Source organism: Thalassospira sp. ABL2_045 (genome assembly GCF_056161285.1).
In genome coordinates this window covers 26,367-50,344 of the sequence record NZ_JBSWYV010000004.1, presented here as the reverse complement: position 1 = coordinate 50,344, position 23,978 = coordinate 26,367, and the positions used below count along the sequence as shown (strand labels likewise).

Below are 23,978 nucleotides of genomic sequence, written 5' to 3'. Positions count from 1 at the left end.
GATGAAGTTTTGCCTGAGATGCAATAATTAATTGCATTAGTGATTTTTGTTATGCAATTTTTATGGAAGTGTTCTTGCGATTTCACACAAAATGTAGACCGCTACTAAACAAAGCTGGGGTAACGCAGAGAACAAAGAAATTAATTTAAGATGTTGAATCAATGGGGTAATATTGATGCGTGATCATGCTTTGTTCGTAACCGGTCAAAACCTATCACAGAAAAAATATTTGTGTAGACGCGTTCTAGTGGTGCCGTTGGTTGCTTCGCTACTGGCAACTTCTGCGTGTCAGACGACAAACCAGTTTATCAGTGGCTTGGGTGTTCAGAGCATTTCTGCCGATGATGTTTGCGGTTCATACAGCACGCAACTTCGAGAATCTAAGGGCTACTTTGAGCGAAACATCGTTCAAGGTGCTGTCGCTGGTGCCATTGGCGGCGCATTACTAGGAGCGTTGGTCGGTGGTGACGCGAAAGGTGCATTAATCGGCGGGGCTGTTGGTGGGCTGGCTGGTGCAGCTGGGGGGTATTTGGTTTCCGTGCAAAAAGAGAGTTCAGATCGCTCGGAACTTCAGCGAACCGTCTATAAGGACGTTCAAGAAGAGAAAGCCGAGATTGTTCGGGCTTTGACGAGATTTTCGCGCGTTCGTGATTGTCGTCTCCGTCAAGCTGGGAGAATCAAAAGCGATTTTTCTGCGGGACTTTTGACGAGAGCAGAGGCAGCTCAAAAACTATCTGATGAACGAAAGCGCTATGCCGATGACATCATCGTTGTGAGGGCGATCGGTGCAAAAATTGACGAGCGCCACGACGAAATATCTGAGGCAGTCGTGTATGTTGCCCAAGGTAGCAGTGAAGCTCAATCGTTCCTACACCAAACAGAAGTAGCCGAAGCCGAGGCGTTTGAACGCATAAAAGAGATCGAAGGCCAGCCATGGCGAGAAACAGCTTTTCAAGCTAGCTCAAAAATGACGGCGACAACCAACGTCAACGTTCGGTCCAAACCAGACACCAGTGGAAAGCGTTTAAAACTTCTTGAAGGGGGAGAGGTTGTCGATGCTACCGGCGAAAGCAGCAATGGTTGGACAAAGGTAAAACTAGAAGACGGCAGAGATGGCTACGTTGCGTCAGATTATCTAGTGGAAAGCAAGGCAGATGAAACGGATGTCTTCCAGGCCGAAGATAAAGAATTGGCAAGCCTTACCCGCGCTGTGCCTAAGTCAGCTGATGACCAGTTAAAAACGGTTGGTGCAATGTTCGAAGGGCGCAGCAAACGGGTAGAGTTGGAGCGCCTAGCGGTTCAGGCAGAACATGAAGAGAAAACCGCTTTCGAACTGGATTTTGGGTAACTTCTTTTCGCTGTGACGGAATTCGCACTGATGGTTTGTCTAATCAGCCGAAAGTTAACTCGTTGGGTGAAGATGTTTTTCTTCACAGCAGGGTTGGGGACGATAGCGATTGGCGCTTCGTTGCCTGCCCTGGCTTCGGAGGGTGCAGTTCCTGCTGATCCCTTTCTACGATTGGAGCTCGGTGGTCATAGCGCGGGTATCAATAGAATAATTGAAATGAATGATGGTCGTCAGATCCTTACAATCTCTGACGACCAAACAGCGCGCATATGGGATTCGGATACGGGAGAGAATCTGAGAACCTTACGAGGTGCAGCTGGAGGGCGAGACGAGGGTGCTTTGTATGCTGTTGAATTGAGCAATCGTTTCCTAGCCTTGGCTGGCCGAACCGGATGGGATTGGGGGAGAGGAACGACTAATGTTCGGGTACTTTCCAGCGATGGGAAAAAACCACTCGGGGTCCTGAGTGGTTTACCGTCACCTGTATCGTCTTTGGCTATTTCTCATGACGAGAAATTCATTGCTGTTGGTTTGCTTGGGGATGGCCAGGGAGTGCGTGTATTCAAGTTGGGAGTTGGCTCACCTTTGTTGGTCGACGCAGCATTCTCTGGTGAAATCGTTGATCTTACGTTTCTCCCCTCGGGGGATTTGGTCGTCATATCGAACGGCGGAACTTTGAACGTTTATTCCGGAACAGACTTCTCAAAACTGGGCTCCCGGAACATCTACGCTGCCAAAAACCCGTGGCGACTGACTTCTAACAGTGCCGGAGACCGGATTATTATTGCTGGGCAAAGTAGTTTAGAACTCGAAATTCGCAGTGGCCCGACGCTGTCACAAAGCCAAGTTTTGCATATTCCCGACAGCCCTTCAGATGTCGTTGGTGGGCTTGCGAGTGCGGTTTGGACCAACGCTGAAAAATTTGTTCATGCTATCTCTGATCCGGTAATTTCCAAACATGACGGTGAAACTACCAAAGCCCAACACATTCATTCGTGGGAATCTTCTAGTGGTGTTTATCGCGGGAAAATGTCTCTCGCCACGTTGGGTATCAAGAGCACAATTATAGCACTTAAACAGTCATTCCTTGACCCTCAACGGATTTTGTTTGGCTGTAATGACGGAAGTTGGGGGTATCTTGTCGTCGATAACAATGGCTCTGTTAGCCTTGGGAAGCTTTTGACCAGTTCGGTCCCAAGCTATGCAGGCCTGTATAATACGAAAATATCAACGAATTTCGATGGCACAGCTTTCTCGCTACCCCCTGAGCTTGAAGGAGACGGTGCTAAGGTTTTCTCGGCGGCGGATCGATCGTTTGAATCGAACTTTGGCGGTGCGGATCTTTATGAAAGATCGCGTCAGTCTGGCGGAAACTCTGTAGAAATCTCCAGTGTAGACGGCTCCGCCTGGCTGAATGGGGCCCCGTTAGATTTAGATCCTAATGAACGCGCACTGGACGCGTCATTTCTGGATGAATCTGATCGTTTGGCTGTAGGAACAAACTTCTATCTACGTTTGTTTAGCGGTGCAGAACTTTTGTGGAAACAAGGCGTCGGTGCTCCAGTGTGGGGCGTGCTGCCGTCTGGAGATGCTAAAACTCTAATTCTATATTTGGGTAATGGCATTGTTGAGTGGAGAAATGCCGGGGATGGTCGTTTGTTAAGGTCGGTATTCATCAGAAGGGGGGCACTTGACTGGGTCATGTGGACACCTCAAGGATTTTTCGATCATAGTCGTTCAAACTCAAACTCCGACGTGTCGGGCGCATCCTTAGTAGGGTATCAGATCAATAATGGCTATAAAGCCGAAGCAGACTTCATTTCTATATCTCAAATGTACAAGAAGTTCTATCGACCGGATATTGTTCAAGCATCTCTGTTAAAACAAGATGGTGACGAAAAAATACTAGTTGAGGCTGCGGAAAATAGCGGAACTATCTCTGAACTTGTTAGTGCTGGAAAACCAGCGAAAATTGAAGTGCTAGAGGTTTGCGGGATCGACGAATTTGATTATCCGGCAGGATGTGTTGCGTTCGAGGAAACTCAGGAAGCCGGTACAACAAACACGTCCGATCTTGGCGATGTGGTGCTGCCAAGAGTAGTTCGAGATACAGATGAAGTTGAGATGATTCTGCGCCTTGAGAATGGAGGTAGCGGGATCGGTGATATTCGGATCAAACGAAACGGCTTCCAAATCAGGGGCGAAAGCGGAGAGTTGATCGAGCGGGATGACTATCAAATCAAGCGGCTTCGTGTGCCGCTCGTGCCGGGGGAAAACCATATTAAGCTAGCTGTTTCGGACTCGGAAGCTGTGATTTTTTCTCCAGAGCTTGCATTTAAAGTACATGCGAATTTTGCATTGGATAGCAATGAACGCACGATCTTTGTTCTAGCTGTGGGAGTGGCTGATTACGAGATTGATGCTTTCGATTTACAGCAAAACGTTGCCTCAAATGACGCAGTAGCAATAGCCGAGATTATTGGAATTTCAGGACAGAACGGGCTTTTTGATGCGGCAAGTATCACGGTTTTGGAAAATGAGAAAGCCACCAGAAAAGCAATTGTCGATGCGTTACAGGCCTTGTCTGAGCAGGCAGACCCAAATGACACTGTGTTAGTGTTTCTTTCAGGGCATGGAGATGTCGTGGATGGAAACTATATTTTTGCGCCGGCGGACCTGGGAACTAAACGCACAGAGTTGATCGCAGATGCCGTCGCTGGAAGAAGGTTTGGCGACGCCGCGGTACGCGATGTGTTCCGAACAGAAGGCCTGTCTCAGGCGACGATTGGGAGTGCTCTTTCTCAAGTGAATTCTGAGCGTTTAATCGTTGTTCTGGATACCTGTTATGCTGGAGCATTTCAGACACTTGATCCGGTGCAAAGGAAAAACCGATCTGACGCAGTGATGGACCGCGTCAACCTTGAATCTGGTCGGTTCGTATTGGCTAGTGCGCGTGGATTAGCAAACGATAGTGATGGCAAAGATTACCCTCTAGGGCAGGGGCATGGCCTGTTTACGTCAGCAGCGCTTGAAGCACTCTCCGGAGATGCGGACATCGATCAGGACAAACTGATTAGTCTTGCAGAACTGGGACAGTATGTCCGGCGTGAAGTGGCCGATAGGTCCAGGGACTGGAATGTTCCACAAATACCTGTTGTGAAGTTCCAAGGTGACCCATTCTTTGCACTCACCAAATACTCATCAATTCAATAATCGTGCGACAGGAGGTTAAGGGGAAGATGAACAATATTTACCGTAAGATTTGTGCTGCTGCGTTGGTAATGTTCTTTGGTATTTCGCCAGGGATCGCGCAAGAGATATCTGGGGCTGAACATGTGCTTGACAAAGCGCCTTCCGTGGAAGACCTGAACCGGCTATTTGGCACAAAAGTGACTGGGAAGAGCGTGGGTGCGGGACATCGTCTGGGTACCAGAAGTATTGTATTAACGCCAACAGGTAACACCGACGATAGCGACATCAGGCTTGAAGGAAGCCCAACGCAAGTCGCAAACCGTGGTGATAATAAGCGGTCCGGTGCAAACACAGTAAGTATCCGGCTTGAGTTTGATCTGAATAGTGCGGAGATTCGCCCCGAATTCGAAAATTCGCTTGCCGGTTTTGCGAAATACATGACCGAAAACCCAGACATTACGTTCATGGTTGGGGGCCACGCAGATGCCTCAGGCGATGAAAGCTATAACATCGAGCTTTCGCAACGGCGCGCTCAGCGTGTTAAGCAATTCTTGAGCGTCGTACACGGTGTGGATGATCAGCGTTTTTCTGTCGTTGGTTTTGGCTCTGGCCGACCGGTAGCAGGTTTGAATCCAACGGATGCTCGTAATCGACGAGTATCATTTACAATACAATAGCAAACATTTGTCATAATATATATTATAGAACGTCAGTCTAATTTCAGGTGTGTTGCGTTGAGATTGATCGGATACCCTTTTGGGTTGTGTGTGAGTCCCTATTCTTGCTGCATTTGAAGCTGAAATCGGCAGTTGTTGTTAACTTGAAAAACTACGGAACTTATGATTTCGGTTCCTGTGCCTTGGCTTACGGCCATTCGGTGTGGGCAATTGGCGCTCCATACTAACGAGTGTTGGAGCAAGCGGACGTCAACTAGGTATGTTTGTGGGCCTCAGGCTAAAGTTCGGCTCCTCTAATTTGGGCCGGACTTTGTTGAGCCGCCAGGGCTTCCGAGCATCATTCGGGCAATCGAAGTGAAGCGCCCTGCTCTCAACCACGATTAGGTCGTCAAAGATCAATTGTTTGTCACGCGAACGCGGTCAAATGTTCTTACGCCTGCTCGGTATTTTCTTGTGAAGACCAATGCGCACCGGCCCCAAGACGGCGCGAAATGTCCGTGGTGACGTCGATCAGGCGTTCCCGGCATTCATCAACCGTGGCGACTGATGTCCCAGAAAGGCGTTGGATGAACGGTACTGTCAATGCTGCGACGACCTTGCCCGAAAAATCGAAAATCGGCGCAGAAAGGTTAAGGACACCCGCAATGGTCAGGGATTGTGATTCACAATAGCCCGCGGCCTTGACGTTCGGAAGATCATCCAGGAAAGCCCGATACTTATCTGCCGGTTCGCGACCGACCTCATTCATCAGGTTATCAAGGGCCTCCTGCTCCATCCAAGCTGCAAGAACACGCCCGGACGCCGTATCGAAAATATTGATCTGTGCGCCCAAGCGGACTGCAGTGATATTATTGTCCTGACAGTCGACCTGCGCAATGACCAGAACACGGCCTGAATGAATGATCGCCAGATGCATTGACTGGTTCACTTCATTTGCAAGCCGCTGCATGGCGTCGCCAGCGATTGATGTCAGTCGGCGGATGGGTGGATGACGATGGGCCACCTCGAACATCTTGGTTGTCAGTTGGTAGCGGTCATCCTCTTCGCGCTGTTCGATATAGCCACGTTGACACAGAACCATCAGCATCCGGAAGATTTCCGATGTGTTTCGATCCAGCTGTTTCGCAATGGCAATCTGCGACAGGCCATCCGCTTCCGAGGCAAGCAATTCGAGGATATCGAGCCCTTTTGACAAGGCTGGAGCTCGGTATTTTTCCTGTTCAATCTGTTCTTCGGTTTTGCCGTTCATTGGTCCTCGCAGGCAGATGAAAACCGCTTGGTTTTGGTCGACTGAGTATATGCGGCTCAGTCATATCGTGGCAACTGACGCTGTGACATAGAAAACAACATATCAAATATAAAACATACTTTCATTTATAAACGTTCGATATTAAACTCATGGTGGGAGGAAAAAATGACCAAACAAAAGAAAATCAGGGGCATGACGTGGTCAGATCCGCGCGGCTATGACCCGCTGGTGGCAGCCGGTGCAGCCTTTCGTGAACGCCATCCTGATGTAGATATCGTCTGGGATAAGCGGTCGCTGCAGGGGTTCGAGAGCACCCCGGTCGAGGAGCTGGCAAGCACCTATGATCTGATTATTATCGATCATCCTCATGTTGGCACGGTTGTGGAAAAGAACTGTTTGTTGCCGGTTGATCGCCTGGCAGATGCAGACACCCTCACCCGGCTTTCGGCCGAGACCGTTGGCAAAAGTTATCAGAGTTATTTTTTCAAGGGGCATCAGTGGGCCCTACCGGTCGACGCGGCTTGTCAGGTGCAAGCAATTCGTTCGGATCTATTGAGCGCACCGGTTCGCAGTTTTTCGGACGTGATCACCGAGGCCAGAGATGGTCGAGTAGTCTGGCCGCTGCGCGCGCCGCATGTGCTGATGTCGTTTTTTACATTGTTGGCAAACGCTGGTGACCCCTTCCCGGTCACCAAGGGAACCGCGATAGATCAATCGTCCGCGCGTGATGTGATCGCCGCGATGAAAACCTTGAGTAACCTTGCTGACCCCGCGTGTTTCGACATGGACCCCATTGCTGCCCTTGATGCACTAAGTGACAGCAGAAAGCTCGGATTGTGCCCCTATGTTTATTTGTATGCGCCTTATGCGCGAGACCGTTATCGCGCCAATCGCATTGACTTTCACGATATGCCGTCGCTTGGCGATTCAGGACCGCTTGGCTCAGCACTTGGCGGAACTGGTATTGCGGTTTCATCGAAGACGTTAGAACCGGATCTTTGCGTGGAATATGCACTTTGGGTGGCGTCGGCCGATATCCAACGCGGTCTTTATGCAACGCATAACGGCCAGCCCGGAAATGCGCTCGCCTGGGCTGACGAGACAGTCAATGCGCCGGTTGGGTCTTGCTACAGCAACACCCGGATGACCCATGAGGCCGCCTGGTTGCGCCCGCGCCATGACGGCTATATGGCGTTCCAGGAAGAAGCATCGCACATCCTTATTGATGCCCTGACGGCGAAAACCAGCCCGGATAATGCCCTTCTGGCCCTTCAGACACGTTTTGACGAAAGCTTCGATAATGATTGAGATGATGCCACTTAAAGGTTTGAAATTACTTGATTTCTCGCAATTTCTTGCGGGCCCCTACTGCGCCCTAAAACTGGCAGACCTTGGGGCGGATGTCGTCAAGGTGGAGAGGTCCGGTCTTGGAGACTTGTCGCGACATCTTTATCTGACCGATACCAAGATTGGTGGTGAAAGCACTATTTTTCACGCGATTAACCGCAATAAGCGTTCGATTGCTGTCGACCTTAAATCCGATCAGGACAAGGCCCGTCTGACCCAGCTTGTGAAGGATGCGGATATTATTTTGCAGAACTTCCGTCCGGGGGTAATGGAGCGTCTTGGGTTCGGATATGAGGCGGTTAAAAAGATCAATCCAAACGTCGTGTATGGCACTGTGACTGGTTACGGATCTGAAGGCCCATGGGTCGATCTTCCCGGACAGGATTTGCTGGCCCAGGCACGGTCAGGCGTCATGTGGCTTTCTGGCAGTCGTGATCATGGCCCGGTTGCCATGGGTCTACCGATTGCTGACGTCTTGGCCGGGGCTGCGTTGGCACACGGCGTTCTTGCCCTTTTGTATCGCAAGGCAACACAGAACATTGGTGGCTATGTTGAAACCTCGTTGATTGAGGTTCTCGCCGACCTTCAGTTCGAATTGTTGACCACCTGGTTTAACGATGGCAACCGGACCCCGGAACGGTCGAAAAACAATCCAGCCCATGCATACCTTGCAGCACCCTATGGCGTCTATGAAACCGCAGACGGTCACATCGCCATTGCAATGGGCAAACTTGATTTGCTTGCTACTATCACTGGACTGGCACCAGAGATTGCCGCGCTGGATGCATTCAAGCAGCGTGATGACATCAAGGCAGGTCTCGCCAAACAGCTTAAAACAAAACACAGTGCCGATTGGATGGAGGATTTTGTTGCCAATGATATCTGGGCGGCACCGGTCATGGATTGGGATGGTGTCGTCGGAAGTGGAGTCCTTCAGACCCTTGATATGGTGCAGAATATTGAACGGGGGGATGTGGCCATGAAAACGACCAAGCTGCCGCTTCGCATTGATGGTGTGCGGCCGTCTTCATCACGTGCTGCGCCGGAACTAGGTGATGCAAATGAGTTGTTGGAAAATGGTTGGTAACCAAAACAGCCATCAATAAAAAAGCGCAGCATTTTAACGATGCCGCGCCTTTTTTTTGATCTTCGTGACGTTTAGTCGTCGTTGACACAGACTTGGCGCTGGGTGCCCAAACGGTCAATGCCGAGTTCGACCACGTCACCCGCCTTGAGATAGCGCGGCGGGTTAAAGCCAAGACCAACCCCCGGGGGTGTGCCGGTAGAAATGATGTCGCCTGGATGCAGGGTAAAGAACTGCGACAGATAAGAAATCAGTTGCGGTACACGATATACCATGGTGGCGGTCGAACCATCCTGAACACGTTCGCCGTTCACATCGAGCCACATACCAAGATTGTTGAAGTCACCCACTTCATCCGGCGTCACAAGCCATGGCCCAGTCGGACCAAAGTTGTCTGACGATTTTCCTTTGGACCACTGACCAGCGCGCTCGATCTGGTATGCCCGTTCGGAAACATCGTTAATCAGGCAAAAACCAGCCACGTGATCAAGCGCCTCAGCTTCGGAAACATATTTGGCTTTTTTGCCGATCACGAAACCAAGTTCGACTTCCCAGTCGGTCTTCTCCGAGCCACGTGGGATGATGATCGGGTCATTCGGGCCACAAATTGCCGAGGTGTATTTGGCAAAGATAACCGGTTCTGGCGGCACTTCCATGCCAGACTCTGCCGCGTGATCGGCATAGTTCAACCCGATACAGATATACTTCCCGGTTTGGCCAACACAGGCACCAAGCCGCTGTTGTCCTTCTACAAGCGGCAGGCTGTCCGGATCGATTGATTTAAGGTCGCCCAAGCGTGTCAGAATGTCGCCTGCGATATCATCAACATGTGCCGAAAGGTCGCGGAGGTTGCCATTGGCATCGACCAGTGCGGGCTTCTCTGCACCGCGTTCTCCATAACGTGCGAATTTCATATTAAGTCCTATCCTTCATTCAAAATCTGATCAGGCGGTCCAGCCACCATCGACGACCTGCACTGTGCCAGTGGTAAAGCCACTTTCATCCGATGCAAGATACGCAACCAAAGCTGCAATTTCGTCTGGTTTGCCAATTCGGCCCATCGGCTGGCGGGCGATAAATGCCTTAAGCGCACCTTCATAATCCCCGGTCGCGCGCAAGCGTTCATGCAGACTAGGGCTGTCAACCGTTCCCGGGGCAATTGCGTTACACCGAATGCCCTGTGTGACGTGATCGTTTGCAATTGCGCGGGTCAAACCAGCAACCGCCGCCTTTGAGGCGGAATAGATCAAGCGGTTGACTGGGCCAGTGACCGGACCTGCAACCGACGACATGTTAATGATCGAGCCAGCGCCTTTTTCGAGCATGCCCGGAAGCACGGCACGGATCATCCGAAACTGCGATTTGACGTTTAAGTCAAAGGCGAAATCCCATTCTTCTTCGGTCGCCTCAAGAATGGTCCCATTGTGAACGATGCCAGCGCAGTTAAATAGTACATCAACGGTCCCGATGTCATCGATCAGGCGGCTGATGGCGTTCTTGTCCGTAACATCAAGTTTGCGGGCTTCGATCCCGCCAATCTCAACAAGCTCGGCCAAGGCTGCGTCATTGATGTCTGTGGCGATGACACGTCCACCTTCGGCAGCCAAACGTTCGGCAGATGCTCGACCAATGCCCTGCCCGGCTGCAGTGACCAAACAGAGTTTTCCCTCAAGTCTTTTCATGTTTCCTCCTTAGACCGCAGGCAGGCACGACGGCCCGATTGGATCGAATGATTTATAAGTCAGAATGAATTCCCGATGGCCAAGGGCCTCGGATTTGGTTTGTGCCCCCTTGGCGACGGAAACAACCAAATCACGGATTTGCTGCCCAACCTCGGCAATCGACCGATTGCCTTCGATGATGTCGCCGGCATTCACATCCATGTCGTCTTCAAGAGCACGATAGGTATCGGGATTTGCACAAATCTTGATAACGGGCGATATCGCTGACCCGACCACGGATCCGCGACCAGTCACAAACAGTGTCATATGCGCACCGCTTGCGATCATCTCGACAATCTCAGCATTGTCCGAAATATTGGGGAAACCAAACCGGACCTCACCGTCGGGCACGACATCCATGAGGTATAGCCCGCCTTTGGGCGGTACATCGCCGGGTTTGATCAGCCCTGAAATCTGACTGTCACCGGATTTGACATAGGCGCCGAGGCTTTTTTCTTCGATCGTGGACAGCCCACCTGCGGCATTGCCAGCGGCAAACGATCCATATCCAAGCGTTGCGTAATAACGTTCCGCCTTCTGAACAGCAGCGCGCAGTTCTTCGCCGAGTTCGGGTGTTTTTGCGCGTTCCGCCATAATATTTTCACAGCTGATCAGCTCGCCGGTTTCTTCAAAAATACAAGCAGCCCCCTCGCCGATCAGAAGATCAAAAGCCTTGCCTGCAGCTGGGTTACCAGAAATGCCTGAAGTCCCGTCCGAGCCACCACAGATCGTCCCAATGATCAACTCGTCTACCCCCATTGGGGCACGTTCAACATTTGCGATTTCTTCCAACGCAGAACGCACCCAGAAACGACCGGTTTCAACGGTTTTCGCGGTTCCTCCGGACCGTTGTATAACAAGTGTTTCAACAGGGCGTCCGGTACTTGCAACGGTTCCTGATGCCCTTACCTTGTCAAAGCTTTCGCAGCCAAGGGAGACAAATAGAACCGCTCCAACATTGGGGTGAGTGCACAATTGCCCCATTACGCGTGCGGCATATTCATTTGGGAAACAGCCCGGGAAACCAATCAGTTGGACATCTTCATCTTCAAAACCGGCAACTATCTTTGATGCGACAAAATGAGCGCACTCAACCAAATAGGCGACAACTACCGTATTGCGTATTCCCTTACGTCCGTCAGAGCGCAGGTATCCTTGGAATTGTTCTGTCATTTTGACGTCTCCGGGCTTTGACCGTTCGCGTCCTGAAGGGCATGCGTCGGTGTATATACCGAGCGAATATTGTGAATATGCACATGCGTACCGGCCGCGATGTCTTCGGTTGCGATGCCAATGGGCATCCCGTATTTCAGGATGCGTTCACCGGCCTCGATGTCCCGATAGGCAATCTTGTGGGCAAGCGGGATAGGCTGACCAAGCGTTACTGAGGTGTTCTGCAGACGGACTTCTGTTCCGGCTAAGGCTGTGGCACGCGCAACAAGCACATTGTCGTCGGCATGCAGATGCAGGAACGGATTCGTCATTGCTTCATCTCCACCATGTAAATATGGTCCGCAACAAGCGCGGTTTCCCCAGTCTGCTTGGTCACGGTAAGGCGTTCGGTCACCCGCCCGTATCCGGGGCGTTTTTCCATCACTTCCTTGGCGATAATTTCAACCTTTGAGGTGATCGTGTCGCCGATAAAGACCGGTTTCACGAACCGCATCCGGTCATAACCGTAAGAAAAGGCAACCGGGTTGATGATCGTGGCTGTGAGGCCGACACCAATCGTGAAAACCATCGTGCCATGAGCAATACGTTTTCCGAACGGCAGTGTCTTGCAGAATTCTTCATCAAGATGATGTGGGAAAAAATCACCGGAATGACCTGCATGAACCACGAAATCGGTCTCTGTTATGGTGCGGCCAACCGTGTTGCGCCCCTCGCCAACCTGATAGTCTTCGTAATATTTAAGTTGCTCAAGCATCAGGAGCCTCCTTGATCGGGTGCATTGGCAGGGCCGAGCTCTCATAAGCCGCCTCAACTAGTGCCATGGTGTGCCACGCGTCTTCGGCAGACCCTTCAAGCACGTCATCAAGACCGGCAGCAAAGCGCTGCACCTGTGCGAAACGTCCGTGGAATGCAGCAATGAACCAGTTACCAACAAGGTCGATTTGTCGCCACTCTCCGTCGGTACTCAGCCAGAGCTCATCCGGTTCGCCTTTCGGGTAATCAAGATTGACACCCAGCTTCATATAGGCGGCCCCTTTTGTGCCGCAGATCCGGAATTCGCACGCCTGGAACTTGCGGCCAAAGGCGTGGTTATGGTTGATCGAAAGATTACAGCGGACAGTCTCACCGTAATCGAGCATGATTGCGCTGCGGGTGTTTGAAACCGTAGATGACGGGTGCCCTATCGTGCGGGCATGAACCCCGTTCGGATTGCCCATCAAATCGCGCACGAAGTCCAGATAATGGATGGAATGCAGAAGAATCTCGACACGTGGCAAATTGGCAAGAAACGCCCATAGGTGCCACGGCGTATCAAGTGCCAGCCACGCATCAAAATCAACGATTTCACCAAGTTGGCCCTTGCTGATCGCGTCCTTTAGCGCAAGAGACATCGGGGCGAAACGTAGCTGAAAATTAACCGCTGCCTTGATGTTTTTTCGCCGCAAAACGGAAATGATCCGCTCCGCCTCCGCCAAATCGGAGCCAAGGGGTTTCTGGATGATGGCAACGGCGCCGTTCGGCAGTTTTTCAAGCAGGTCTGCGATTGCTTGGGGCGGCACAGCCAAGTCAAACACAACTGATCCCTGACTTGTGGCGTCTTCAATGGTTGTAAAGTTTGCGACATCCCATTTCTTGGCAACGTCCCGTGCCTTTTCAAGATCAGGGTCATAGATGCCGGCGACTGGAATATTCAGACCACGGTATGCGGGCAGATGGGCATCTGTGACAATCGAACCGGCCCCGAAAATGACCGCCGGTATTGCCTTTTGCGGCATCTCCAAAGTTTGGCGTAACTCAGTCATGATGGAATACCTCCGGCATTTCCGACCACCACTCACCATCTGCCCGGCTGTCCAAAGGGCGCTGCAGGGGCATGCAAACTGACCACCATTTCTGGGTTTCCGGGTCAGCTGCCATTTTCGCCATGTCAGCTTCGAAGTCTGATCCGACATATTCGAAATAGGCAAAAAGCAGGTTTTCGGGCTCTTTGAGGAAGATCGAATAGTTGCGGATATTACATTGGGAAATCTTGGCGAGCACGCCGGGCCAAACCTTTGCATGCAATGCTTTGTATTCGGCGATGGCATCGGCTCCTATTCCGATCAATTGTCCATGACGGGTCATTGGCTGGCCTCCATGATTTCAAATGCGCTTCCCTCAACCGTTAGTGAGGTGAGTTTTTCATGATCCCACTCGATCCCGAGCCCCGGTTGCGTGGGTGCGATGGCATTGCCACCGTGCCGTTCCATTGGGGCTGCGATATCTTCAAGTTGTGGGATATATTCAAGCCACGGCGCGTTTGGCACGGCACAGACAAGGCTTACATGCAGTTCCATGAGGAAGTGCGGACAGATTGCAATGTTATGCGCCTCCGCCAGGTGAGCGACTTTTAGCCAAGGCGTAATCCCGCCGATGCGTGCGACGTCAGCTTGCACAATCTCACAGGCATCTTGGGCGATATAATCGGCAAACTGACCGGGGCTATACATGCTTTCGCCAACTGCAACCGGAACACGGGACTGGCGTTGAAGCCGGGTATGTCCGGCGATGTCATCCGCTGGAAGTGGTTCTTCAAACCATGCAATATTAAACCTTTCGAGCATCGGTAGACGACGTTTGGCCTCCCCCGATGTCAGTGATTGGTTTGCATCTGCCATGATTTCGTAGTCATTGCCCAGCGCGCAGCGTACGGCTTCGAGGCGCTCTGCATCTTGGGCGACAGTTGGTTTTCCAATTTTTACCTTGGATCCGAGAAAACCGGCTTTTCGTGATTCCAATGCATCATCGACAAGTTCCTCGGGGGAAAGATGCAACCATCCTCCCTCGGTGGTGTACATTGGAACTGATGATTTGGCCCCGCCAGCCAGAATATGTAGCGGCAAACCAGTCTTGCGTCCGCGCATATCCCAAAGAGCAGTGTCAACCGCCGCCAGTGCCAGTGACATGATCGGCCCGACAGCCGTTGCGTGCGTGCAGAACAGCAAATTACGCCAAACGGCTTCAATCCGATCCGCATCCTGCCCCATCAACCGCGGCAAAAGCGTTTCTTTTAAAAGCGAAAGGATTGCGGGTCCGCCATCGCCGATGGTGTAGCTGTACCCTGTTCCATTGGCGCCATCCACGTCACGTAAAACGACAAAAATCGTTTCCTGTGAATTGAACGACTGAATGGCATCAGTGCGCACGACCTTCGGTTCCAGATCGACCATAAAGGCCTGTGCAGAAGTAATGCGCGCCATTGATCAATCTCACTTCCGAAGCGTCGCGCCAGTTTCGGCGTTAAACAGGTGGCACTTGTCGAGCATGACCTGGAAGATCATGCGCTCGCCACTTTGAACCGGGCGCGGATTAAGCATTTTAGCCTGGATCTCTGTACCTGCGAGTGATGCAAATAGAAGAGTTTCCGTACCGAGCGGCTCGGTCAGCTCAACAGTCATCTCGACCTCGGCCATGTGATCTCCGCTTGGTAAGGCGTGGCCGACCGGCATGATGTTGTCTGCACGCACCCCAAAGGTTACTGCCTGACCTTCCTGAAGATCATATCCGGGTGGGATGGCCAGACTACTGCCGTCTTGGAATGTGATCGCATCATCTTTGATGATGCCGTCCAACAAGTTCATTGGCGGAGAGCCAATAAACGTCCCGACAAAAGTATTTACCGGGTTTTCGAAGACTTCAAGAGGTGTACCAACCTGTTCGATATGGCCGTCACGCATGATCACAATGCGGTCAGCCAAGGTCATGGCTTCAACCTGGTCATGAGTGACATAGATGATCGTCGACTTCAGTTTCTGATGAAGTTTCTTGATCTCGACGCGCATCTGGGTGCGCAGTTTGGCATCAAGGTTGGAAAGCGGTTCATCAAACAGAAATACTTCGGGATGACGCACAATCGCGCGCCCCATTGCGACGCGCTGACGTTGGCCGCCAGACAATGCACCAGGCTTGCGCTCCAGCAACGGTGTCAGGGATAATATCTGGGCAGCTTCATCCACTGCCTTGTCGATATCCGCTTGAGAATGCTTGGCGATTTTCAGCGAGAATCCAAGATTTTCTCGGACGGTCATATGCGGATAAAGCGCGTAGTTCTGGAACACCATGGAGATGTTTCGTTCACGCGGCGGCAAATCATTTACAACCTGATCGCCAATAACAACCTCGCCGTCTGAGATGCCTTCAAGGCCGGCAACCATGCGCAGCGTTGTGGATTTACCACATCCGGACGGACCAACAAGAACGACAAATTCGCCGTCGACAATGTCGAGATTGATAGAGTGAACAACTTCAAGCGGGCCGTATTTTTTGACGACGTCGCGAAGATGGACCTGAGCCATTCTATTATCCTTTCACGCCGCCAAATGTAAGGCCGGCAATGAGGTGTTTCTGCACGAGGAATGTGAGGATAAGCGCGGGAATAATCATCAAAACCGCAAGCGCACACATCCCACCCCAATTCAGGGTGAATTCAGACGTAAAATCGAGAAGCCCGACAGGCATGGTTTTAGATGTAGTTGAACGGGTTAACTGTGCCGCCAAAGCATATTCATTCCATGATGTCAGGAAGGCAAAGATGCCGGCCGATGCGATCCCGGATCGGGCCACCGGGAACTCAACTCGCCAAAAGGCTTGCCAACGGGTGCAACCATCAATTTCGGCAGCTTCGGCCAGCTCCGGTGGAACCTGGCGGAAGAACCCGTCAATCAACCACACCGTGAACGGTACATTCAGGGCCACGTAGGCCAGGATCATCCCGATATGGGTATCAATAATGCCGATACGGGCGAACAGGATGAACAATGGCAGTGAGAGTGCCACGCCTGGCACAGCACGGGTCACCATCAGGCCAACAAAAATACCACCCTTGAACTTGAATTTGTATCGCGCAAATGCGTACCCGCCGGCCATGCCGATCAGGATGGCAATCACTGTCGAGGTCACCGAAATGATCAATGAGTTGGTGAAATAGGTCAGCACGGGCACGCTGCCCTCGCCGATCCCGCCAAACATGGCCCGGTAATGATCAAGATTAAGATCATTGGGGACCCAGACCGGCGGTTTTGCCATGATCTCCACGGTTGGACGGAATGAATTTAGTACGATCCAGAGCCCAGGAACACACAGCACCATCATGGCGCAGAAAAGGCCAACAGTGTGCGACCATTTAAGGGCAATACGGCGTGCACGATGATTGATATTGCCAATCATGACTTACACCCCCATTCCGAGCTCTTTGCGAGCGCTTTGTAGTTTTTTGAAGAAATAGATGGTGAAGAAGATCGCCAGAAAGATTGAGACATATCCCATCGCGTTGGCATATCCCATGCGGGCATCGACATATCCCGTTCGACCAATCAGCGTCCAAAGCAGTTCGGTGCGCCGCGCAGGTCCCCCATTGGTCATGATCTGTACAATGTCATAGGCACGCGCGACATCCAGTGACCGGATGGCCATTGCGATGTAAATGAAAGGCATCAGAAATGGCAGCGTTACAAAACGGAACGACTGGAACGGCGTGCAACCATCGACCTTGGCGGCTTCCAACGGATCACGCGGAATGGCATAAAGCCCAGCCAAAATGAGGATCCCGAACACCGATGTAGAGGTCCAGACTTCGGCAAAAATGATTGAGAACATAGCAAGCTTGCCATCGACCAGCCAGGGTATGGCGGTGTCAGTAATACCAAGCGACTGCAAGGCATTGTTTACCAAGCCGACATTGTCATTAAAGATGAACTTGAACTGAAAGCCGACCAGGATCGGCGAGAACATCATCGGGAACATCATCATGGTCCGCAGTGCGCGTTGACCACGTGTGACTTTTGAAATCATCAATGCCAGGCCGAGGCCAAAAAGCATCTCCAGATTCAAGGCAACCGCCAGCAGCAAAACTGTCCGGCCAAATGCCGCCCAGAATTTTGCGTCGGTTACGGCCTTTTCATAATTGAATGTCCCGATCCAGTTAAACAGGCTACCTGGCCGGGTCAGGCGATAGGATGTGAAACTTGAATACAATGACAAAAGCAGTGGAATCAGCACAACAGCCGATAGAATAATTATGGCTGGCATCAAAAGAACCAACCATGGCGGGAGCTTTAAACGCTTCATCAGAATGTCCCGTGGATCGGCATGGAACAGTTCCATGCATTTCAGCCTGTTTATTGGGGAAGTTGGATGATGCAATCCTACGGATCGCACCATCCAGATCTCAGGATGTCTTAATAGACGCCCTCTTCCAGCATTAAGTCGTTAACAGCATCCGAAGCATCTTCAAGTGCTTCATCGACCGTCTTGTCAGCCAAAATAGCGGCCTGAAGTTCTGGATAAATAAGGTTTGTGGCTTCGATCCAAAGCGGTGTTGGTGGGACTGCAAAGGCCGTGGCAGCAGTCTCCTTGAACGCAGCAAGAACGTCACTACGATACGGATCATCCTTTGCCTGCTCCGAGACATAATCCCAAACGGCAGTCCGGCTTGGCAATGGGCCTGCTGCGCTTTCGACCTTTTGGCTTTCTTCATTCGTCAGGAAGTCGACCAGTGATGCTGCCGCTTCCTTGTTCTCGCAATCCTGCGTGACGGAAAAACCATGGAAGCCAGACCAGCCAGTGCGGGCACCTACTGAACCTTTTGGTGCCGGTGCAACACCAACGTTGCCTGCAACTTTCGATGCTTCCGGATCGTTAAAGAACCCGGCCCAGCCCGGCCAATCCAGATTTAGGGCAATCGTGCCTGATGCGAAGCCATTGCCGAGGTCATCCCAAAGATAATTGGTCGTACCGGCGGGAACGGCTTTGGCGTTGTAAAGGTCAACAAACCACTGCAGAGCGCGTTTGCCTTCTTCTGAATTGAAGGCTGGCGAGAAATCGTCGTTAAACAGTTTGCCACCTTCGGCAACGACCATTTCGTAATAGCGACCGACAATCGCTTCATCCTTGCCGGCATACTGGGTGCCATAGAAGTTTGGTGGATCGGCAAAGAACATCGCCTGATCTTTGACTTCGGACCAGGTATCCGGCACCGCGAGCGGATATCCGAACTTGGCTTCGAAGGCTTTTGCCTTCTCTGCGTCTTCGTAAAGATCTTTCTGATAGTAAAGCGCCGACACATCGAACTGTGCACGCGGCAGCATCACGAGTTTGCCGTCAAAAGTTGCCGCTTTGATGTTGGCCTGGACGAATTCCGCAACCACATCTGCTGCGATCAAGTCGGATAAATCCGTGTACAGGGTTGGATATTGCGACGCAAAGGATGAATGGTTCGAACCAACGCACCAACTGGTCGTTCCAGCTGCGATGTCGGATTTGAACTCCTTGTCCAACTCGAAATGGTTCTTTTTTGAGATGACATTTACTTTGGCACCGGTTGCTGCTTCCCATTCCGGAATTCGGGCATACAGTGCTTCGTATTGCTGACCACCGATCAACTTGGCTTCGATTGTAACACCATCAAACTCAGTCGCCTGCGCGGCGCCGAATGCGGAAACTGTTGCGGCAATTGATGCAGTTGCAATCGCGGCACGGGACGCACCGCATAATAACGTTTTCATTCTATTCCTCCCTAGGAAACGGTCCTCCGGACCGAGTTTCACTTCCGAGGTCATTCTTGATGAGACTTTCATATTCGGAAGCATATTTTATATGTAAACTTGACTTCTATGGTGAGTCAAGGTGAACTCCATAAGAAATCGCCCTAATGCTGAAAAAAAACTACGATTGCCATGACATTATTCCGCACGTTCACCTCGGGCGTTTCGGAGAATGTCCAGCGAAATAAGGAAACGTTATGTTCATTGACACACATTTGCACCTTGTTGCCCGCGACCGGATTACCTACCCTTGGCTTAAAGACGTACCTGCACTGGATCGCGACTGGACGTTTGAGGACTATGAAGCAACAGCCAAACGCATCGGCATAGAGGGTGTGCTCCACATGGAAGTGGACTGTGCACCAAATGATATTGCAACTGAAAACGTGTTCATTGGTGAGCTTGTGACCAAGCCAAACAGTTTGCTGCAAGGCGCGGTTTCCTCGGCTAGACCGGAATCGAAGGACTGCGAAGCGTTTCTTGAAAGCCTTGATCTTGCGATTGTGAAAGGCATTCGGCGCGTATTGCATGTTGTTCCCGACGAGTTGTCACAAAGCAACTTGTTCCGGGAAAATGTGCGCAAGATTGGCAACATCGGGCTGCCATTCGATATCTGCGTTCTACAACGTCAGCTTCCTTTGGCATGCGAACTTGTTGATGCCTGCCCGGATACCGTTTTTGTACTGGATCATTGTGGCGTTCCAGACATCGCAGGAGATGGCTTTAATGATTGGGAACGCTCAATTACGACACTATCGGAACGTCCAAACGTGAATGTGAAGATCTCAGGTATCTCTGCCTATGCAAAGCCAGACTGGACTATCGATACCCTACGCCCTTACTTCGAGCATATTATAGAGTGTTTCGGCTGGAACCGTGTTGTGTGGGGGTCTGACAGCCCGGTATGCACGCTGAATTCATCGCTTGATCAATGGATGGCAACAACGCAAGCACTGATCGAAGGGACATCAAACTCGGAAAGGGCGGCTTTCGCGTCAGAGAACGCAAAGCGAATTTGGTCCCTATAGTTCTTTGAGACCTCCAAATATGCGCATTTAAGTGTCGTATCTATTATTATTGGGACCAAAGGCGTGCCACTTTGTCTCGTTTTACAAATCAACCCAGCAACAGGGTAAAATGCCTGCTCCATGGTCAAATTCTCACTTAAATCGAGAGCATTTTTTGATATTTCAAAGGTTAGAGCAGATAGCTCAACGCAACAATTTGGGAAAATTTAAAAGGCAACACGAATTGGATAGGATAATTGCACGTTGATAGTGAAGAAGTGAGCCTATGGCTTACACTTCTTCACTATCAACGCGCCCAAAATCAATAGCAACAGAACCCGAAATAGCACTATTTGTGGTGTTAGGGATCTTATCTGGACCTCACCTCTGACGTCTTTCGAGGTTAATTCACCTCAATAACTAGGCCGTCATAGGCCGGTGAGACGTGATCTGGCGTATCGGCCATCGCCTGTGCGTAGTCGAACTGGATACTCATGTGGGTCATGTAGACCTGCTTGGGTTTGTATTCTTCAACCCAAGCCAGAATCTTTTCCAGATGTGCATGTGTGTTGTGCGGACGATGGCGCAAACAATCCACCACCCAGACATCCAGATCATAGAGATGCTCTTTGGAATCTTCAGGGAATTCCACCACATCGGTTGAATAGGCAAACTTCCCTATTTTAAAGCCAAGCGTCTCGCCATAACCGTGGTCCTGGGAGAATACCGTGATCGGCACCCCTGCTGGCTTGATCGGTCCTGTGATGACATGCGGGATCAAAACGGGCTTGAAATAGAACTCAACGCCGTCAGGCAGCGGCGTGAAGACATAATTGAAACGATGATCAATGTCAGAGATCGTCTGCGCGTTGGCATAGATATCGATCGGACGTTCCATCGCGACATTCAGCCAGCGTACATCATCAATGCCATGGACATGATCGGCATGCGAATGGGTAAACAGGATCGCATCAACATGGTTGATGTTGTGCGTTAGTGCCTGTTGGCGAAAATCCGGCGTGACGTCGACAAGGATCTTTTTGCCCGCCTCCTCGATCAGGATCGAGCTGCGCAAGCGCCGGTTTTTTGGGTTATCCGGGTCACACTTGCCCCATCCAAGGCCAACCGATGGCACACCGTTTGAGGAGCCGCAGCCAAGGATGGTTACTTTTGTCACTTTTACTCTGCTCCCAGCGCCAGCAGATTTTTGCGATCTGCCTTGGTGAACAGTTTAAAGAAGTTATCTGTCGTGATCCGGGTGATTTCTTCGACAGTTACACCCTTGATTTCCGCCAGTTTGGCCGCAGTATGGGCGACATAGCTTGGCTCGTTCGGTTTGCCGCGTTTTGGCACGGGTGCAAGATACGGTGCATCTGTTTCCACTAACAAACGATCCAGCGGCACATCCTCAAGCGCTGCGCGGATTTCCTTGGCCGAATTAAAGGTAATGATGCCCGAGCAGGAAATATAGAACCCGATCTTAAGTGCCCTCTGAGCGAGCATGGCTGAACTCGAAAAGCAATGAATAACGCCGGTAAATGGCCCCTTTTCATACTCTTCTTCGAGAATATCCATCGTGTCATCGTCCGCGTCACGCGTATGCACGATCAAGGGTAAACCGGTTTCACGGCAAGCTGCGATATGCGCGCGGAAGCTTTCCTGCTGCGCATCGCGCGGGGCGTTGTCATAGAAGTAATCAAGGCCGCTTTCGCCAATACCGATGACTTTCGGATCAGATGCCTTTGCAATCAGGGCATCGGGGCTTGAAAGCCCCTCCTCGCCCGCTTCATGCGGATGAACGCCAATCGTGCAATAGATATGGTCGGCCTGCTCGGCAACCGCACGAACATTCTCGAATGTCGTAAGCTTGACACCGATGCTGACCATCATGCCGACACCGGCATTTTTGGCGCGCGCGATGGTACCGCTCAAATCGTCGGAGAATTGCGGGTAGTCCAGATGGCAGTGGCTGTCGACAAGGGCGACATTCATGCCTTCTCTCCTTCGTCTTCGGTCTCGACATAGCGCGGGAACACACCGGCCGGTTTGGGGATTTCCGAACCCGGTTTCAGAGCGTTTTCCGGGCCAAGGGCATCAAAGCCACGCTGATCATCGCCCAAAACCAGAAGATCCAGGATCTTGGATGCTGAGTCCGGCATGATCGGCTGCACGAGGATACCAACATGGCGAATGACTTCGGCCAGAACATAGAGAACCGTCTCCATCCGTGCGGGATCGGTCTTCTTCAGGCCCCAGGGCGCCATTTCATCGACATAGCGGTTGGCATCGCCAACAAGGCTCCAAATCGCTTCAAGCCCCTTGTTAAAGGCCTGTTCGTCAAATAGCGGGCGCACGGTTTCAAGCATTCCATGCGCCTTGGCGAGGATTTCCTTGTCCGCATCGGTGAACGCGCCCGGCGTCGGTACCGCCGCGTTGCAGTTCTTATGGATCATGGAGAGAACACGCTGGCACATATTGCCAAGGTCATTGGCCAGTTCGCTGTTCATGCGGTTGACCATGGCGCGATGGGCGAAATCGCCATCATTGCCAAACGGCACTTCGCGCATCAGGAAATAACGCGTCTGATCCAGGCCATATTTTTCCGTCAAATCATAGGGATCAATGACGTTGCCGATCGATTTGGAGATTTTCTGACCTTCGTTGGTCCACCAGCCATGGGCAAAGACGCGTTTTGGCGGCTGAATGCCCGCAGCCAGGAGGAAGGCCGGCCAATAGACCGCGTGGAAACGCAAGATATCCTTGCCAACCATATGAAGGTTTGCCGGCCAGTATTTCTCAAGCTTGGCCGGGTCCGCGTCGGGATATCCGATGGCGGTCAGATAGTTGGTCAGCGCATCAAGCCAGACATACATGACGTGCTCTTCGTCGCCCGGTACGGGAACACCCCATTTGAAGCTGGTGCGTGAAACCGAAAGATCATGCATGCCGCCCTTCACAAAGCTGATCACTTCGTTGCGGCGTGACTGTGGTGCGATGAAGTCCGGATTCTGTTCATAGAATTCCAGAAGCCGATCACCCCAGGCAGAGAGCTTAAAGAAATAGCTCGGCTCTGACACCCACTCGACCGGTGCGCCGGTCGGGGCAAGCTTTTCACCGTCTTTTTCGATCAGTTCCTTTTCGGCGTAAAACGCCTCGTCACGGACCGAGTACCAGCCATCATAGGAGCCAAGATAAATCTCGCCCTTTTCAAGCAGCGTATTCCAAAGTGCCTGACAGGCTTTCTTGTGACGTTCTTCCGTGGTGCGGATGAAGTCATCGTTGGAATAGTTCATGTGAACGGCCAGATCGCGGAAGTTTTGCGAGACCTGATCGGTAAAGGTTTGCGGATCGATGCCCTTGGCCGCAGCCGATTTATCTACCTTCTGACCATGTTCATCGGTCCCGGTCAGGAACATCACGTCATAACCGTCCAGGCGCTTGAAGCGGGCCAGAACGTCACAGGCAAGCGTGGTATAGGCATGGCCGATATGGGGCTTGTCATTGACGTAATAGATCGGTGTCGTGATGTAATAGGGCTGTTTGTGCCCGGTCATGGTCGCAAATCCTTCGCGCAAGTCGTGAAACAAAACGGCCCGAAAT

22 protein-coding genes are annotated in these 23,978 nt (G+C 51.5%); 6 read left to right on the top strand and 16 right to left on the bottom strand.

The features are described 5' to 3' along the window. Positions 1-175: 175 nt before the first annotated feature. The 3 genes from ACXAIA_RS07830 to ACXAIA_RS07820 are packed head-to-tail and all read left to right on the top strand — an operon-like array spanning position 176 to position 5,217. A complete protein-coding gene (locus ACXAIA_RS07830) occupies positions 176-1,348 on the top strand; it encodes an SH3 domain-containing protein (protein ID WP_475348852.1) in 1,173 nt (390 codons plus the stop codon). Between the two features lie 30 nt (positions 1,349-1,378). Continuing rightward, positions 1,379-4,561, top strand: a complete 3,183-nt coding sequence (locus ACXAIA_RS07825; protein WP_475348851.1) for a caspase family protein — start codon at positions 1,379-1,381, stop codon at positions 4,559-4,561. Between the two features lie 26 nt (positions 4,562-4,587). Beyond that, entirely contained in the window at positions 4,588-5,217 is a 630-nt protein-coding gene (locus ACXAIA_RS07820) for an OmpA family protein (RefSeq protein WP_475348850.1), read from the top strand. A 430-nt stretch (positions 5,218-5,647) separates the two neighbouring features. Here ACXAIA_RS07820 and ACXAIA_RS07815 read toward each other — a convergent pair whose 3' ends face one another. Beyond that, on the bottom strand, positions 5,648-6,466 hold the full coding sequence (locus ACXAIA_RS07815) for an IclR family transcriptional regulator (protein WP_475345995.1): 819 nt from the start codon (positions 6,464-6,466) through the stop codon (positions 5,648-5,650). Positions 6,467-6,631: 165 nt separating this feature from the next. On the opposite strand from ACXAIA_RS07815, the gene ACXAIA_RS07810 reads away from it, so the two are divergent. Both ACXAIA_RS07810 and ACXAIA_RS07805 read left to right on the top strand, forming a co-directional pair. Beyond that, entirely contained in the window at positions 6,632-7,774 is a 1,143-nt protein-coding gene (locus tag ACXAIA_RS07810; protein ID WP_475348849.1) for an extracellular solute-binding protein, read from the top strand. Further along, positions 7,767-8,900: a CaiB/BaiF CoA transferase family protein gene (locus ACXAIA_RS07805; RefSeq protein WP_475348848.1), complete on the top strand. Its 1,134-nt coding sequence runs from the start codon at positions 7,767-7,769 to the stop codon at positions 8,898-8,900. The genes ACXAIA_RS07810 and ACXAIA_RS07805 overlap by 8 nt, the downstream gene beginning before the upstream one ends. A 71-nt stretch (positions 8,901-8,971) precedes the next feature. Here the strand turns inward: ACXAIA_RS07805 and ACXAIA_RS07800 are convergent, their stop codons facing one another. From ACXAIA_RS07800 to ACXAIA_RS07745, 12 genes are all read right to left on the bottom strand, one after another. Beyond that, a complete protein-coding gene (locus ACXAIA_RS07800; protein WP_475345998.1) occupies positions 8,972-9,811 on the bottom strand; it encodes a fumarylacetoacetate hydrolase family protein in 840 nt (279 codons plus the stop codon). A 30-nt stretch (positions 9,812-9,841) separates the two neighbouring features. Next, positions 9,842-10,579, bottom strand: coding sequence for an SDR family oxidoreductase (locus tag ACXAIA_RS07795; protein ID WP_475345999.1), 738 nt, complete (start codon positions 10,577-10,579; stop codon positions 9,842-9,844). A gap of 9 nt (positions 10,580-10,588) precedes the next feature. After that, positions 10,589-11,791, bottom strand: coding sequence for a UxaA family hydrolase (locus tag ACXAIA_RS07790; protein ID WP_475348847.1), 1,203 nt, complete (start codon positions 11,789-11,791; stop codon positions 10,589-10,591). Next, a complete protein-coding gene (locus tag ACXAIA_RS07785; RefSeq protein WP_475348846.1) occupies positions 11,788-12,102 on the bottom strand; it encodes a UxaA family hydrolase in 315 nt (104 codons plus the stop codon). The genes ACXAIA_RS07790 and ACXAIA_RS07785 overlap by 4 nt, the downstream gene beginning before the upstream one ends. Continuing rightward, positions 12,099-12,545 (bottom strand): MaoC family dehydratase, encoded by a 447-nt coding sequence (locus tag ACXAIA_RS07780; RefSeq protein WP_475346002.1) that lies wholly within the window; start codon positions 12,543-12,545, stop codon positions 12,099-12,101. Before ACXAIA_RS07780 ends, ACXAIA_RS07785 begins: the two co-directional genes overlap by 4 nt. Further along, complete coding sequence (locus tag ACXAIA_RS07775) at positions 12,538-13,593, bottom strand: Gfo/Idh/MocA family protein (RefSeq protein WP_475348845.1); 1,056 nt, start codon at positions 13,591-13,593, stop codon at positions 12,538-12,540. Before ACXAIA_RS07775 ends, ACXAIA_RS07780 begins: the two co-directional genes overlap by 8 nt. After that, positions 13,586-13,915, bottom strand: a complete 330-nt coding sequence (locus tag ACXAIA_RS07770; RefSeq protein ID WP_475346004.1) for an L-rhamnose mutarotase — start codon at positions 13,913-13,915, stop codon at positions 13,586-13,588. Before ACXAIA_RS07770 ends, ACXAIA_RS07775 begins: the two co-directional genes overlap by 8 nt. Next, on the bottom strand, positions 13,912-15,030 hold the full coding sequence (locus ACXAIA_RS07765) for a mandelate racemase/muconate lactonizing enzyme family protein (RefSeq protein WP_475348844.1): 1,119 nt from the start codon (positions 15,028-15,030) through the stop codon (positions 13,912-13,914). The genes ACXAIA_RS07770 and ACXAIA_RS07765 overlap by 4 nt, the downstream gene beginning before the upstream one ends. Before the next feature lie 9 nt (positions 15,031-15,039). After that, positions 15,040-16,125, bottom strand: coding sequence for an ABC transporter ATP-binding protein (locus ACXAIA_RS07760; RefSeq protein ID WP_475348843.1), 1,086 nt, complete (start codon positions 16,123-16,125; stop codon positions 15,040-15,042). Between the two features lie 4 nt (positions 16,126-16,129). Continuing rightward, positions 16,130-16,996: a carbohydrate ABC transporter permease gene (locus tag ACXAIA_RS07755; RefSeq protein WP_475348842.1), complete on the bottom strand. Its 867-nt coding sequence runs from the start codon at positions 16,994-16,996 to the stop codon at positions 16,130-16,132. A 3-nt stretch (positions 16,997-16,999) separates the two neighbouring features. Then, entirely contained in the window at positions 17,000-17,896 is an 897-nt protein-coding gene (locus ACXAIA_RS07750) for a carbohydrate ABC transporter permease (protein ID WP_475346008.1), read from the bottom strand. 110 nt (positions 17,897-18,006) lie between these two features. Then, entirely contained in the window at positions 18,007-19,332 is a 1,326-nt protein-coding gene (locus ACXAIA_RS07745; protein WP_475348841.1) for an ABC transporter substrate-binding protein, read from the bottom strand. A gap of 236 nt (positions 19,333-19,568) precedes the next feature. Between ACXAIA_RS07745 and ACXAIA_RS07740 the strand changes: the two genes are divergently transcribed. Further along, positions 19,569-20,399 (top strand): amidohydrolase family protein, encoded by an 831-nt coding sequence (locus ACXAIA_RS07740; RefSeq protein WP_475348840.1) that lies wholly within the window; start codon positions 19,569-19,571, stop codon positions 20,397-20,399. A 382-nt stretch (positions 20,400-20,781) separates the two neighbouring features. Here ACXAIA_RS07740 and ACXAIA_RS07735 read toward each other — a convergent pair whose 3' ends face one another. From ACXAIA_RS07735 to metG, 3 genes are read right to left on the bottom strand one after another with little or no spacing between them, the layout of a single operon-like run. Further along, a complete protein-coding gene (locus tag ACXAIA_RS07735; RefSeq protein ID WP_475348839.1) occupies positions 20,782-21,555 on the bottom strand; it encodes an MBL fold metallo-hydrolase in 774 nt (257 codons plus the stop codon). Between the two features lie 2 nt (positions 21,556-21,557). Further along, positions 21,558-22,370, bottom strand: coding sequence for a TatD family hydrolase (locus ACXAIA_RS07730; RefSeq protein WP_475348838.1), 813 nt, complete (start codon positions 22,368-22,370; stop codon positions 21,558-21,560). Continuing rightward, the gene (gene metG / locus ACXAIA_RS07725) at positions 22,367-23,932 is read right to left on the bottom strand and encodes a methionine--tRNA ligase (protein ID WP_475348837.1); all 1,566 of its coding nucleotides are present in this window, start codon (positions 23,930-23,932) and stop codon (positions 22,367-22,369) included. The genes ACXAIA_RS07730 and metG overlap by 4 nt, the downstream gene beginning before the upstream one ends. Positions 23,933-23,978 lie beyond the last annotated feature (46 nt).

Excerpts from the sequence above, each read along its gene's own strand:
- ACXAIA_RS07830 (WP_475348852.1), top strand. The coding sequence starts at position 176 with ATGCGTGATCATGCTTTGTTCGTAACCGGTCAAAACCTATCACAGAAA.
- ACXAIA_RS07825 (WP_475348851.1), top strand. The coding sequence starts at position 1,379 with ATGGTTTGTCTAATCAGCCGAAAGTTAACTCGTTGGGTGAAGATGTTT.
- ACXAIA_RS07820 (WP_475348850.1), top strand. The coding sequence starts at position 4,588 with ATGAACAATATTTACCGTAAGATTTGTGCTGCTGCGTTGGTAATGTTC.
- ACXAIA_RS07815 (WP_475345995.1), bottom strand. The coding sequence starts at position 6,466 with ATGAACGGCAAAACCGAAGAACAGATTGAACAGGAAAAATACCGAGCT.
- ACXAIA_RS07810 (WP_475348849.1), top strand. The coding sequence starts at position 6,632 with ATGACCAAACAAAAGAAAATCAGGGGCATGACGTGGTCAGATCCGCGC.
- ACXAIA_RS07805 (WP_475348848.1), top strand. The coding sequence starts at position 7,767 with ATGATTGAGATGATGCCACTTAAAGGTTTGAAATTACTTGATTTCTCG.
- ACXAIA_RS07800 (WP_475345998.1), bottom strand. The coding sequence starts at position 9,811 with ATGAAATTCGCACGTTATGGAGAACGCGGTGCAGAGAAGCCCGCACTG.
- ACXAIA_RS07795 (WP_475345999.1), bottom strand. The coding sequence starts at position 10,579 with ATGAAAAGACTTGAGGGAAAACTCTGTTTGGTCACTGCAGCCGGGCAG.
- ACXAIA_RS07790 (WP_475348847.1), bottom strand. The coding sequence starts at position 11,791 with ATGACAGAACAATTCCAAGGATACCTGCGCTCTGACGGACGTAAGGGA.
- ACXAIA_RS07785 (WP_475348846.1), bottom strand. The coding sequence starts at position 12,102 with ATGACGAATCCGTTCCTGCATCTGCATGCCGACGACAATGTGCTTGTT.
- ACXAIA_RS07780 (WP_475346002.1), bottom strand. The coding sequence starts at position 12,545 with ATGCTTGAGCAACTTAAATATTACGAAGACTATCAGGTTGGCGAGGGG.
- ACXAIA_RS07775 (WP_475348845.1), bottom strand. The coding sequence starts at position 13,593 with ATGACTGAGTTACGCCAAACTTTGGAGATGCCGCAAAAGGCAATACCG.
- ACXAIA_RS07770 (WP_475346004.1), bottom strand. The coding sequence starts at position 13,915 with ATGACCCGTCATGGACAATTGATCGGAATAGGAGCCGATGCCATCGCC.
- ACXAIA_RS07765 (WP_475348844.1), bottom strand. The coding sequence starts at position 15,030 with ATGGCGCGCATTACTTCTGCACAGGCCTTTATGGTCGATCTGGAACCG.
- ACXAIA_RS07760 (WP_475348843.1), bottom strand. The coding sequence starts at position 16,125 with ATGGCTCAGGTCCATCTTCGCGACGTCGTCAAAAAATACGGCCCGCTT.
- ACXAIA_RS07755 (WP_475348842.1), bottom strand. The coding sequence starts at position 16,996 with ATGATTGGCAATATCAATCATCGTGCACGCCGTATTGCCCTTAAATGG.
- ACXAIA_RS07750 (WP_475346008.1), bottom strand. The coding sequence starts at position 17,896 with ATGAAGCGTTTAAAGCTCCCGCCATGGTTGGTTCTTTTGATGCCAGCC.
- ACXAIA_RS07745 (WP_475348841.1), bottom strand. The coding sequence starts at position 19,332 with ATGAAAACGTTATTATGCGGTGCGTCCCGTGCCGCGATTGCAACTGCA.
- ACXAIA_RS07740 (WP_475348840.1), top strand. The coding sequence starts at position 19,569 with ATGTTCATTGACACACATTTGCACCTTGTTGCCCGCGACCGGATTACC.
- ACXAIA_RS07730 (WP_475348838.1), bottom strand. The coding sequence starts at position 22,370 with ATGAATGTCGCCCTTGTCGACAGCCACTGCCATCTGGACTACCCGCAA.
- metG (WP_475348837.1), bottom strand. The coding sequence starts at position 23,932 with ATGACCGGGCACAAACAGCCCTATTACATCACGACACCGATCTATTAC.